Genomic DNA, 14,602 nt, shown 5'->3' on the forward strand with positions numbered 1-14,602 from the left:
AACTTAATTCAAGAATTATAAAACCCTACTCATAGTAGTTTAAAAAAAATGGATACAACCAAAGTCCAAGTAGATCAATTTCAACAAAAAAATCAAAAGATAAAAGAAAATAATTGGTGTTCAATATTTAACACTGTTCATTGTAACTGAACACGAATATTTAATGAACGCAACTGTAAAATTGGATAGGTTGGATATGGTTGTTGATTGTATGAAATATCTTCAAAAGCACTTAAAAGACTGTGTTTTGTAGAGATATCATACATAGTTACATAGATAAAGAAAGTTTTTCATAATAAAAAAACCCACCTTTTTCAGGTGGGGAAAATTGCTATGAAATAAGCTTGTACAAATTATCCTATGAATAATAATTAATAAAAGCTTATTCAAGCTACACCAATAAAAAAATAAAATGAGCGTAGCTTAAAAAGATTAGGTCTATGAAAACCTAACAATTCAAATATAGTAATTATACCTATTAGCTATACTCTTTTTTACAACTTTAACAATGCGTGCATAGAACTTATTAAATGATATTATAAAATTAAATATGCCATTACATTTCTTAGTGTTTAATTTTAAATGATATTCATATTTATAATTGCTTACAACTAGTTTTCTTATTTTTTTTAAAATTCAGTTACTACACTACGGATTCCCGTAATAAAATCGAATGCTATTTACTTTAATTTGTTTAATATGGAATGTTTAAAAAATGAACCTTTTAAATCTCAAGAAACAATCAATAATAATCTATCTAAAAAAGTAAGTTTATCATAAAACACCTCATAAATTTTAAGTACTTTTAACCTCGTTTGGTATTTTTGAATTATTTAAAAATGTCTAGATAAATATTTTTTTAAACATAAAATTTGTGTTGCTTTTGTTTACTTTAGTGAGAAATTTGCTAAAAGAATATTCATTACAAAATACAAGGGCTAAAAGCCTAACCTACAACTATAATGAAAAGAAATTTAATAAAATTATCCAAGCTTGAATCCTTTTTAATGAAAGCTGCCGATATCTTAAGAGGAAAAATTGACCCATCAGAATACAAAGAGTACATATTTGGAATGCTTTTTTTGAAAAGAATGTCCGATGTTTTTGACCAAAAAAAGGAAGCATTACGTAAAAATGATTTTGCGCATTTACCTCAAGAAACAATAGATGAATTACTTGAAGACCCTGATACATATGGTGAATACTTTTTTGTTCCGCCACGTGCAAGGTGGAATGAAGGCTTTATTGATGAAAATGAGAACCCTCAGCCACCAATAAAACACTTACAATCAAACATTGGTGAAATGTTGAACAAGGCCTTAGATGCCATTGAAGAAGCAAATAGTGAAACCTTAGCAGGTGTTTTTAAAGGGCGTATCAACTTCAACCGTGAAGTAGATAACAAACAAATCGTTAAGAACAAGGATTTAAAGGATATGATTAATCATTTCAATGATTTCCCAGCCTTAATCAATGAAAACTTTGAATTCCCAGATTTATTAGGTGCTGCCTATGAGTACTTATTAAAATATTTCGCTGATGAAGGTGGTAAAAAAGGAGGTCAATTTTACACACCAAATCAAGTAGTACGGTTACTAGTACAATTACTAAAACCTGAAGTTGGAAATTCAATTTACGATCCAACTGCTGGTTCTGGAGGTATGTTAATTCAAGCTCACAATTATATTGAAGAACACGGTCAAGATGCAAATAACTTAGAGTTATTCGGTCAGGAATTGGAACCTTCAGTGGTAGCTATTTGTAAAATGAATATCATTTTACATAACATCAGAAAATACAAAATTGAATTTGGAGATACCTTATTAGAGCCTTTAAACGTAAAAGGTGGCCAAATTATTCAATTTGATAGAGTAATTGCAAATCCTCCATTTTCGCAAAATTACAACAGAGCCGATATGCAATACACATCGCGCTTTCCGTATGGTTTTACGCCCGAGTCGGGCAAAAAAGCCGATTTAATGTTTGTACAACATATGCTGGCTTCTTGCAAAAAAGATGGAAAAGTGGTGGTAGTAATGCCACACGGTGTATTGTTTAGAGGTGGTGCAGAGGGTGAAATTCGCGAAGCAATGTTACAACCAAATAATAGTGTAATTGAAGGCGTTATTGGCTTACCACCTCAATTATTTTATGGTACTGGTATTCCTGCTTGTATATTAATTTTAAATAAAAACAAACCTGAAGAATTTAAGGACAAAGTATTTTTTATAAATGCAGATAAAGAATATGCAGAAGGTAAAAAACAAAATAATTTAAGACCAGAAGATGTTGAAAAAATAGACTATGTATTCAATAATAAAATTGAAGAACCTAAATACAGCCGTTTAGTTGATATTAGTGAAATTGAAAAAAATGATTACACACTTAATATCAGACGTTATGTAGATAACACTCCTGAGCCAGAACCTGAAGATGTAAAAGCGCATTTAATAGGCGGTGTTCCAACCAATGAAATTGAAGCCATTCAAAACACTCAATGTCAAAAATTTAATTTTCAAGGAAACCAACTTTTTAAAGATAAGAATGAGAGATATAAGGATTTTAATTTTGAAGAAAAAACTGACATTAAATCTGTAATAGATACTGATACTAACGTTGAACAAACCCTCAAAAAATTAAGTGATCATTTAACTGATTGGTGGCAATTAGCAAAAAAGGATTTTTCAAGATTAGCACCAGTAGAAGAACCACAAGTTCACGTGCATTGTATGCCAGAAGATGTTGAAGCAACCATTGAAAAAATTAATGAAGATAATGGGTTCATACCGCAAGAGTCATTACCTAATGTAAGAGAAGGTTTACTGGCAACCATCAAAGAAAAATTCATTCCTATTGGCGTATTAGACAAGTTTCAAGTTGCGGGTGTTTTTGTAAACTGGTGGGACAATATAAAGTACGACCTTAAAACCATTATGCAAAATGGATGGGATCCTGGTTTAATTCCTGATGAATATTTAATTGCTGAATATTTTACAACCGAAGAACAAGAAATTCAACAACTGGAAATTCAACAAGCTGAAAAAGAAGGTGCGCTAGGTGAAGCTGCTGAAGAAGCTATTAATGTATTAGAATATGAGTTAGATGAAGAGAAAGAAGAAAAAATAACAACTACGCTAGCTAAAAAAGAATTAAAAACAACCATTAGTTATTTAATTGACGAAAAGAAAACACCAAAAAAAGCCATTCCTTTTCAAGAAATGGAAACAACTATAAAAGAGTTAGAAAGTGAAATTAAAGCATTAAAAGCAACTTTAAAACAAAAACAAGAGGAGTTAAATTTAAAACTAATTTTAAAGCGTTATGGTGCCGATGATGAAAAAGCAACAACAAATGCCTTGCTTAAATTTTCAAATAAAGAATTAGATACCTTAAATACAGCTATTGAAACAGCTATTGCTATTTTTAAAACTGAACTATCAAAAACCGATAGTTATGACAATATTAAAAAAGCGGTAAATGTTCTAGAAAAACAGCTTAAGAAAGATAAAAACAATCCTGAACAATTACAAGCGGTACTAAAAGCGAAAACTGCTTTTAAAGCAATTACAAAAAAGTACAATGCAACTTTAAAAAATATTGAAATATTAAACACCAAACTAAATAGCCTAGATGATGTACTTATAAGCATTGGAGGCACTATAACACCTGAAGAATCTCAAAAATTAATACTAAAAAAACATTTAGATACCATTAACAACCAATTGCAACGTTACCTGAATGCTGAAAAAAGAATGTTAGTAGGCGAATATGAAAACCTTTGGGATAAATATGCTGTGTCTGCTGAAAGTATTGAAAACAGTAGAAAAGATACAATGACCGACTTAAATGAGTTTTTAACCGCTTTAAACTATTTTGATTAAGATGGAAGTGGTTAAAAAAGAGATCCCGGGAGGTTGGGAAAAAGATTTTGGTTACAATTATTTTAATGTTCAAGGTGGATATGCGTTTAAATCTAATGATTACCAAAATGAAGGGGTTTTATTGGTGAGAATTGGAAATGTTGGAAATGGTGATTTTGTTTATAAAGATGTTATTTATGTTCCTAATAGATTTTTAAAATCTCATTCTAATTTCCTTCTAAATTCAGGAGACGTTTTAATGGGATTAACAGGTGATTTAGGTAAAATATGTATTCTTGAAAATGGAGATTTTCCATTTATCTTAAATCAAAGAGTTGGTAAGTTTAATTGTAAAAAGATTAATAATAAATATTTACAGTATCTTTTATCATCACAAGTTGTTCAAAATAATTTAGACTCATTATTTGCTGGTGGTGCTCAAAAAAATATTAGTCCCGTACAAATAGAAAAATTAGAATATATACTCCCAAAATCCAAAACCGAACAACAAAAAATTGCTGAAGTACTTTCTAAAGTGGACAGGGCAATTGAAGAAACCAAACAAATAATTGCCAAATACCAACGCATTAAAACAGGCTTAATGCAAGATTTATTAACCAAAGGTATTGATGAAAACGGTAACATTCGCAGTGAAGAAACCCACCAATTTAAAGACAGCCCTTTAGGGCGTATTCCTGTGGAATGGGAGTGCATTCAATTGGAGTATTGTAAAAGGAAAAATACAACTATTACATATGGTATTGTTCAAACCTACGAGCATATTGAAGATGGAATACCCGTCTTAAGAACTATAGATTTAAATAAAGATGGAATAAATAGCGTTGATAAACTATTGAGAACTAAAAAATCAATTTCTGATAAATTTAAAAGAACAATATTAGAAGAAAATGATATTGTTTGTAATGTTAGAGCATCTGTAGGTGATTTTAATTTAGTGGGTAAAGAATATATTGGATGTAATACTACTAGAGGTGTTGCACGTATCGTGCCTAAATCTGAAATAAACAATAGTTTTTTAACGTGGTTTCTAAAATCTTATACAAATGAGAAACAAATGGAACTATTAATAAAAGGTACTACTTTCATTGATATTAATATTGGTGATTTAAGAAAAATTTGGGTTCTCCTACCAAATTTAATTTCAGAGCAAAATGACATTTCAGATAAATTAGATAAAATTTCATCTATTATTTATGATACTGACATAGAACTCAAAAAACTCCAAAAAATAAAAACAGGTTTAATGCAAGATTTATTATCAGGTAAAAAACGTGTAACCAACCTACTTTAAAATAAAAACCAATGCTATGGCAATATTAAGTAACGATTCCAAACACCGAGGCAGTTTAGGTGAGAAATTTAAAATAAACGAACTAAAAACAGTTGAAACCCCTTTAATGGAACAACTAAAAGGTTTAGGTTGGGATAAAAACGGCAATGAGGTAATTGTATTACAAATGCAACAAGTACCTGAGCAAAGTTTTCGTACTTCATTTTCAGAAGTGATATTACAACCAAAATTAAGAGCATCCTTAAAAAAAATAAATCCTTTTCTTACAGATGGTCAAATGGATGAAGTAGTTCGTAAAATAACTACTTTTTCTAAAAATAGTTTATTAGAAAACAACCAACACGTACTTAATTTATTATTGAACAACACCACTGTAGATAGCAACAAAGAAACCGGAGAACCAAGCCCTACGGTTCGCTTTATAGATTTTGAAAACCCTGAAAACAATATTTTTACAGCAATTTCACAATTCAAAGTAAAAATACCAGGGACAGATCATCACATCATTCCAGATGTAACACTGTTTTTAAATGGTTTGCCAATTGTAGTTATTGAAGCCAAATCTCCATTGGTAAAAGAGCCTATCCCTGAGGCCATAGACCAACTAATGCGATATTCAGAACAACGTGGTGAGCGTGGAGAAGGAAATCAGGAATTATTTTATTACAATCAATTCATCCTTACTACATCGCGTATTGAAGCAAAATTTGGAACCATTACCACGCATACACCTAAATATTTTTATCGTTGGACAGATCCATACCCATATACTTTAAATGATCTAGAACACGGAGCATCTTCACCAAGCGATCAACATCGAATTGTTGCGGGTATGTTAAGCATTCGTAATTTATTAGACATTATTAGAACTTTTACCATTTTTTCAATTGATGATAAAGGGAAGAAAATAAAAATTGTTGGGCGCTACCAACAATTTAGAGCTGTAAAATTAGCCACCAACCGAATGATGGAAGGAAAGAATCCTTTAGAACGTGGTGGTATAATTTGGCACACACAAGGTTCTGGAAAATCATTAACTATGATGTTTATGGTTCGTGAAATGAAATTACATCCAGAACTAATGCCTTGGAAAGTCATTTTTGTAACCGACAGAACGCAATTAGAAGAGCAATTAGCTGAAACAGGACAAGGTATTGGGTTTACCATTAAAATGGCAAAATATATCAATCCAAAATCAAATCCCGATGGAGATAGTTTAAAAGAATTATTAGCCAATGACAATTCAGATTTGGTAATGGCAATGATTCATAAATTCCAAGAAAATGGAGAATTATCTGGCATAGACATATTTCCTGAATTAAATAAGAGTCCTAATGTATTAATAATGACCGATGAAGCACATCGTTCTCAATATTCTGTTTTAGCAGCCAATTTAGACCGTGCAATGCCAAATGCAACCTCTATAGGTTTTACAGGAACACCAACAGACAAAACAGAGAAAAAATACAAAGATTACATTGATAAATACACAATGCGTGAAGCTATTGATGATGGTGTTACATTAGAAATTGTATACCAAGGCTTCACCAACAACGCTGAAATTGAGGACAAAGATGGAATGGACAAGCGTTTTGAAGATGTGTTCAGCGAATACAATTTAACCGAGCGATTAAAAATACTGGGGTATGGTACACGCGATGCTTATTTAGAAGCAATACCAACCATATTAGAGAAAGCTAAAAGTATGGTTTCACATTATGTAGAACATATTTTCTCTAATAAATTCAAAGCACAAATTGTATCCGTTTCTCGTGAAGGAGCAGTTCGCTATAAAGCTGCTATTGATGAAGCTTTAAAAGAAAAAATTGCAGAACTTACTTTGAACAACCCAATGGGAATAGACATTGAAGTACTAAAAACGTTGGAAACTGCTGTGGTAATTTCAGGTACTCACAACAGTTTACCACATTTAAAAGCATATTCTAATAAAACCTACCATAAAAATAGTATCAAACGTTTTAAATTACCGTTTGGAAAGACAGATGAAGAAGATACTTCCTTAAATGGAAATGTAGGGATTATCATAGTAAACAATATGCTACTTACAGGTTTTGACGCACCAATTGAGCAGGTAATGTACTTAGACAAAGTAATTGTAGAACACAATTTATTACAAGCCATTGCGCGTGTTAACCGTATTGGTCCTGAAGGTAAAGAAAAAGGGTTTGTAGTTGATTATGTTGGAGTTGGACACCACTTAAAAAGAGCTTTAGATAACTATTCTAAAAAAGAAGCCGAAGATATTATTTCTTGTATTTCTACGGATGAACAAGAATTAAATGAATTAAAAGATACTCATAGAAAAGTATGGGACTTTTTGAAAAAATACGGTTTAACAGATTTAGAAGATATTGATGCTTTTTATGACCTGTTTTATGATGAGGACATCCGTTTTGAATATATAAACCTTTATAAATTATTAACCTCTGCTTTTAACAATGTACTTCCTAGAAAAGAAGCACTGGATTATTTAAAAGATTGGAAATCATTCACTCAAATAAACACCCTTATAAATGCACATTTTAGAGATGATAAATTTAGTATGAAGGGAATACCTCCAAAGCTAAGAGGAATCGCTGATGAGTTCTTAAAATCACAGGGAATAGAAGAAATAGTTGCTCCTATTTCAATTATGGCCGATGATTTTCAAAAAAATGTAAAAACAAAAACAAGAGAAAAAACAAAAGCTGCTGCAGTAGAACACGCAGTACGTCATTTCATTGATATCAATATTGACGATGATCCAGAACTATTTGCCTCTTTCTCCGAAGCCTTAGAAGAAATACTAAAAAACTTCAAAGGTAATTGGAAGAAAATTTATGAAGAATTAGAGAAGCTACGTCAAAAAATAAAAAACAGAGAAAAGGAAGAAACTTATGGATTAGACCGTAAAAAACAAATGCCTTTTTTCAGAATTTTTAAAGCTGATTTGTTTGACAACAGAAAACTTTCAGAAGATGAAATAGCTATTAACGTAAATTTAACCCAACACATATTTCAACTGGTAAGTACCGAATTAAAGTTAACAGGTTTTTGGGAAAGCCCACCAGCACAAAAAAAATTACACGCTGAAATTATAAAGTTATTTATGTCAGTGGAATTCAGTAAAATACCGGGTATAATCATTAAAAGAAAAGAACTGGCTAGTAGGGTAATGGAAGCTTCAAAAACACATCACTATAGAATTATAGCAGATTAATGGAGTTTGAATATCAAATAAAATATAGCAATCGCAGTACACTAAATATCACAGTTGAACGTGATAGAACTATCATTGTGAGAGCTCCAAAAGGTTTATCTGAAGAAAAGATAAAAGCAATAATTCTATCCAAAAAGCAATGGTTAAAGGAAAAGATAAACCACGCACAAAAGTATCCACTGGTCTATTCTCCTAAAGAATTTGTGTCTGGAGAAACTTTAATGTACTTAGGTCGAAATTATCAATTATTGGTACTTGAAGAAGATTTTGAAGGTGTAAGGTTCAATAGAAGATTTGAAATTTCAAAGTCCAATCAAAAAAATGCCAACGAATTATTCAAAAAATGGCACATAGAAAAATCAGAAGAAAAAATTAAGCCTTTAGCAAAAAAGTACAGTCAAAATTTAGGAGTTAAGTACAACGAATGTAAAGTTTCAGAAATGAAATACCGCTGGGCATCCTGTACCCCAAAAAACAATATTATATTCAATTGGCGCATCATCAAGGCTCCTATGTATGTGTTGGAATATTTAGTAGTACACGAATTAGTACATTTTATAGAGCACAACCACACACCGGAGTTCTGGAATATTGTTTCAATTCAAGTCCCAGATTACGAAAAAGCAAAAAACTGGCTCAAAATAAACGGCCACCAACTAGAAGTAGATTTTTAAACTTAAAAATGAAAAAGATATGAAAAAAGTATATTACTTAAATATATTATTAATAATAATAGTTTTATTTTCTAATAGTGTTAAAGCTCAAATACAAGGAATAGATGGTTCTTCAGCATATGATTGGAGAGATGATCCTTACGAGAAAGAGAAGTTAAAAATAGAAAAATTTAATCGAGCAGTAAGTGATATAAATATGTCATCTTGGGGTTATACTGATTATTTTGAAGAAGAATATAGTTCTTTCATAGAAGAAGGTAGTTATTACTCAAATAAAACAGGACTTGGAGGTGCCTCAACATATTTAGTTCTTAACTTTCAAGGCAATCAATATATATTCAAAAATGTGCCTTATAAGGTGTGGAAAGGTTTAAAAGAAGCATCTTCTAAAGGTGAATTTTATAATATTTACATACGAGGGAGGTATAGTCTTTAAGTGCACCGGAGTTTAATTTCTTGTTTTTTTAATGGGTTTCTGTTTTTTATGTTGAGATGTTAAATTCCTAAAGAAGGGTTTGATATCTAAAATCTATAGTGGTAGTTGAATGTAGTGACAAAAAAGTATATTTTTAAAGAATTCAGAAAAAGTATAACAACAATTCAAAACATTAGAAATTGGGTAGCTCACAATAAAGATTTAACACATAAATCTAATCCAGAGAAGAGTCAAATATTCTCGTAAAAGGGATAATGCAAAACATGATGTTTAGAGATACCAGTATTTATAAGAAATACGCGGATGACGATAATTTCAGAAATAGGTATCAAGAGTTTATTTTTGATTTGCTATGGCGAAAATCTAAAAATGAATTAAGAAAATAAATATAGAAAATTATTAAAAAAATCTAAAAGGAATAAGTAGGAGTAATCCAGATTAAAAAAAATAGAAAAACTAAATATGCTAGAAAAAGAGATACAAATAACAGAAAATGCATTGTTAGAACCAAAATTGGTTTCTAATATTAAAGGCGATTTTTTTATACCAGCCTACCAACGTGGGTATCGTTGGGAACCAGAACACGTAGAAATGTTATTAAATGATATTTGGGAAAACAAGGAGAAAAACTATTGTTTACAACCCATCGTAGTTAAAAAATTAGCAGAAGAAAAGTTTGAGCTAATAGATGGGCAACAGAGATCAACTACCTTGTTTCTTATTTATAAATATATGAAACAAATTTTACCTCATTTAGAGATTAATTTTTCATTAAGCTATGAAACCAGACCTAAAAGTGAAGAGTTTTTAAAAAATTTAAATGAAGGATTGGCAGAGGATAATATAGATTTCTTTTATATAAGTAACGCATATAAAGCTATAGAAGAATGGTTTAAAGATGATAGAACAGGAACAGTTACTCGTAAGGCTTCAAAATTCTCAATATTTTTTGATGAAAACGTAAAGGTTATTTGGTACGAAGTAAATACAAACGAAAATGCAACTAATTTATTTACACGTTTAAATATTGGTAAAATACCATTAACCAATGCAGAATTGGTAAAGGCTCAGTTTCTATCTAAATCTGGTGACGGAATTAACCACGAAAAACAATTAGAAATTGCAACCAGTTGGGATACCATAGAAAATGAATTGCGTAACAACGATTTTTGGGCATTTTTAACCAACAAATCTGCTAATGAGTATCCAACTAGAATAGAGTTGTTATTCGATTTAATGTCGGAAAAGAAAAGTGATTCTCGGGATAAATTTCATACATTTTATCATTTCTCAAATGAAATTAAAGAACATTCTGCTTTAGGTGTTTGGAAAGATATTTTAAAGTATTATTTAGTTTTAAAAGAATGGTATCAAAAAAGAGAACTATATCATAAGGTTGGTTATTTAGTGGCAATAGGTAAAAGCCTGCAGACTATTATTCAAGAATCTAAAGAATTGACAAAAACACAGTTTAAAGAAAGTTTAGATAGTCAAATAAAAGAAGAGCTTGATTTATCAGTTGATCAGGTTTTTGAGTTAAGTTATGATAACAAGAATGATTATTATAAAATAGATAAAATCCTCTTGTTATTTAATGTAGAAACGGTGCGTTTACTTCAAAATTCAACGGAGATGTACTCATTTGAAAATTATAAAAGTAACAATTGGAGTTTAGAGCATATTCACGCACAACAATCTGAAGGTTTAAATAAAAAAGAAGATCAGCAGGAATGGTTAACCTTGCATAAAAAGTCTTTAAATAGTGTACAATTTTCAGAAGAAATACAGCAGAAAGTTAACGAGTTGGTTTTAAAAATAGATGAAAATTATAACGCACTTACAAAAGAAATTTTTGATGGTTTATTTGTCGAAGTTTTTGAATTGCTTTCTGATAATTCAGATAGAAGTTATGTAGACTCTATGTCTAATATGGCCTTGTTAAGTGTTGCTAACAATGCAGCATTAAACAATGCTACGTTTGATGTAAAAAGAAACAGAATTTTAGAAATGGACAAAAATGGAGAGTACATTCCAATTTGTACACGTAGAGTGTTTCTTAAATATTACACCAATTCTTTAGACCACCAACTTCATTTTTGGGGAGAAGAAGATCGAAAAGCATATATAAATGCAATGATAGGTGAAGAAGGAGTAATTACAAAGTATTTAAAACCAAATGCAATAATTGAATAAGCTATGAACTCAATACCAACAACTTTTAGTAATATTTTTGATAAAGAATTAAACGAAGAAAAAGTAATAAGCAAAATTGAAGTTCCTATTATTCAGCGAGATTATGCACAAGGAAGAACATCAAAAGCAGTTAGTCGAATTAGAAACGGATTTATAAATGCAATTCATATTGCTTTAACAGGTACAGAGAAAGACGCTATAAAATTAGATTTTGTATATGGAAATATAGAGGATGAAAAATTAATTCCTTTAGATGGTCAACAAAGGTTAACTACATTGTTTTTAGTGCACTGGTACATCGCTAAAAATGAAAATGTAGCAACAGAGGAACAAGAATTCTTAAAGAATTTTACATATAAAACAAGGTTTAGTTCGCAACACTTTTGTGATAGTTTGGTGAATTGTGAACCTGATTATTCTTGTGAAAGTTTGTCAGCTTGGATTATAGATCAAAACTGGTTTATGTATTCTTGGGAACAAGACCCAACAATTTCAGGGATGTTAGTGATGTTAGATGAAATTCATTCAAAATTCAAAAAGGAATCAAATCTTTGGCAAAAACTAACGCATAAAGAAATTAAACCTGTAAGTTTTTATTTCCTTGCTCTGGAAGATATGGGTTTATCAGATAGTTTATATGTGAAAATGAACTCACGAGGGAAACCATTGACTCCTTTTGAGCACTTTAAAGCTGATTTTGAAAAAGTGATAAAAGAGGTATCAATTGATTTGTATGATGAGTTTATTAAAAAGGTTGATATCAATTGGGTTGATATGCTCTGGAAATACAGAGGAGATGATGATCTAATTGATGATGAGTTTATGAGGTATTATCGTTTTGTAACAGAAATTATATGCTACACACAAAAAATAGACATGGTTGAAAACGATTTTGATTTAGCAAATAAAGTATATGGTGTAGAAAATGAAAATGCGAAAACAAATTTAAAAATCTTGTTTAGATCATTTGATTGTTGGTCGGAAATGGCAAACATAGAAGAGTTTTTTAATACTATTTTTTCTGGGGTAGATTATGAAGAAAATAAGGTGAGAAACTATTCTGATACAACAGATTTGTTTTTGTTGTGTTGTAACAACTATGGTAAAACCTCTGGGAAAAGAAGAGCTTTTACATTAAACAATACAATACTACTGTATGCAGTTCTTCAATATTTATTGAACAAAGATGAAATTTCAGAAAGTGAGTTTACAGAAAGGATTCGAATAGTTAGAAACTTAGTGTTAAATTCTCCTGATGAAATACGTGAAACTAGAATGGACGCACTATTAAGTGATACGTTTAATATTATAGTAAATGGTGAAGTTCAAACAAAAAGTGGAGGTTTTAGTGGGGTTCAAAAAAACGAAGAAATTAACAAAATTGAGTGGAGAAAGAATAATATTGAATTAGTAGAAGATTTAAATCAATTAGAAGATCATAATTTATTACAAGGTAATATTGCTATTATTGGTTTGGAAGACGTTAATTTATTTAAAAACCGAGCTCAAAATTTTATTGGTTTATTTAATAATGAGATTGAATATTTAAAAATAAGTAATGCCTTATTAGCTTTAGGAGATTATTCTCAAAATATTACATGGAGATGTTTGTTTGGTAATAAAACAGATTCTTCTTGGGAAGAATTATTTAAAGTATCTCAAAAGAAGTGGTTCTTTGAGCGAACTCAAAAAGTAGTATTAGAATTACTGGATGCTATTAAAGGAAACTTTAATACTTATTTAGAAAATGTAGTAACCTCTTTTTTAAGTAATGAAGAAGTTGAAAAAGATTGGAGATATTATTTCTTAAAATATCCTGCAATGCGATCTGGTAATAGTGGAGTTTTTTGGTGGAGACAAGACGGTGAAAGAATAAAAGAAAACCAATATGAAATATTTATGATGAATACAGCATTGTCTCTAAACGGAAGGCATTGGGATCCATTTTTATACGCATTAAGTATTGACGAGGATTTAAAAGGTGCTGTTTCATTAGAAGAGTATGGTGCGCCACTTGTTTTTAAAAATGAATATATAAAATGTATGAATGATGGGTTCTATTTTTACGATTTTGAAAATAATGAAACTAGAAAAATTGAAATTCCTCAAGAAGAAGAGGTAGATAAACTAGACAGAATTGAATTGTTAAAGAATATTATCAAACTAGAATATTAAAGGAGATGTAATTAATCTGCCTATTATAATTTAATAGTTGCTTTACAACCCTAATAATAAGCTTTAAAATAAATGTTAGAAGAATTTACTGAGTTAATACCACAAGAACTAAAAGATAAATCGGGTTCTGTTTTTTACTCAGGAAAGAATGCTTTTAAAGGAAATAAAGATTTATACATATTAGGAATTAATCCAGGAGGTTCTGAGATTTTACAAGAAAATGAAACGGTTGCTTGGCACACAAAAAAAGTATTAGAAATAGACAATGCTAATTGGTCCGAATATAAAGATGAAATTTGGAAAGGAACTAAGCCTGGAAACACAGGTCTGCAACCAAGAGTACTTCATTTATTAAATCAATTAAATGTATCACCCTATGAGGTGCCTGCGAGCAATGTTTGTTTTGTTCGTTCTCCTCGGGAAAAAAATATTTCAAAATTTCTAAATACATATGCTGAATTGTGTTGGCCTTTTCATCAAAAAATAATTGATGAGTTAAACGTGAAAGTAGTTTTATGTTTTGGTCAATCGGCTGGAGATATTGTTAGAAAAAAATTAGGTGCTAGTGAAAAAATTGATGAGTTTATTGAAACCAATAGAAGAAATTGGAAAACTAGAGTGTTTAAAAATAAAAAAGGACAAATTGTAATTTCAGCTACACATCCTAGTCGTGCTGATTGGACCAACCCAGATTCAGACCCATCACCTTTAGTAAAAAAGTATTTGCGTTAA

General features: G+C 30.3%; 8 protein-coding genes. All 8 read left to right on the forward strand.

Annotated elements, in window-relative coordinates; genetic code table 11:
• The first annotated feature begins 962 nt into the window (after positions 1–962).
• The 8 genes from BLU40_RS12250 (at position 963) to BLU40_RS12285 (ending at position 14,602) form a co-directional block, all read left to right on the forward strand.
• The gene (locus tag BLU40_RS12250; RefSeq protein WP_090123889.1) at positions 963–3,881 is read left to right on the forward strand and encodes a type I restriction-modification system subunit M; all 2,919 of its coding nucleotides are present in this window, start codon (positions 963–965) and stop codon (positions 3,879–3,881) included.
• 1 nt (position 3,882) lies between these two features.
• The gene (locus BLU40_RS12255; protein ID WP_090123891.1) at positions 3,883–5,172 is read left to right on the forward strand and encodes a restriction endonuclease subunit S; all 1,290 of its coding nucleotides are present in this window, start codon (positions 3,883–3,885) and stop codon (positions 5,170–5,172) included.
• A 16-nt stretch (positions 5,173–5,188) separates the two neighbouring features.
• A complete protein-coding gene (locus BLU40_RS12260) occupies positions 5,189–8,392 on the forward strand; it encodes a type I restriction endonuclease subunit R (protein WP_090123893.1) in 3,204 nt (1,067 codons plus the stop codon).
• Entirely contained in the window at positions 8,392–9,066 is a 675-nt protein-coding gene (locus BLU40_RS12265) for a M48 family metallopeptidase (protein WP_090123895.1), read from the forward strand. The genes BLU40_RS12260 and BLU40_RS12265 overlap by 1 nt, the downstream gene beginning before the upstream one ends.
• Positions 9,067–9,085: 19 nt before the next feature.
• Positions 9,086–9,502, forward strand: coding sequence for a KTSC domain-containing protein (locus tag BLU40_RS12270; RefSeq protein WP_090123897.1), 417 nt, complete (start codon positions 9,086–9,088; stop codon positions 9,500–9,502).
• 462 nt (positions 9,503–9,964) lie between these two features.
• The gene (locus BLU40_RS12275; RefSeq protein WP_090123899.1) at positions 9,965–11,695 is read left to right on the forward strand and encodes a DUF262 domain-containing protein; all 1,731 of its coding nucleotides are present in this window, start codon (positions 9,965–9,967) and stop codon (positions 11,693–11,695) included.
• Positions 11,696–11,698: 3 nt separating this feature from the next.
• Complete coding sequence (locus BLU40_RS12280) at positions 11,699–13,870, forward strand: DUF262 domain-containing protein (protein ID WP_090123902.1); 2,172 nt, start codon at positions 11,699–11,701, stop codon at positions 13,868–13,870.
• A gap of 72 nt (positions 13,871–13,942) precedes the next feature.
• Positions 13,943–14,602 (forward strand): uracil-DNA glycosylase family protein, encoded by a 660-nt coding sequence (locus BLU40_RS12285; RefSeq protein ID WP_090123904.1) that lies wholly within the window; start codon positions 13,943–13,945, stop codon positions 14,600–14,602.

The sequence above is a fragment of the Lutibacter oricola genome (assembly GCF_900106565.1).
Taxonomy (GTDB): Bacteria; Bacteroidota; Bacteroidia; order Flavobacteriales; family Flavobacteriaceae; genus Lutibacter; species Lutibacter oricola.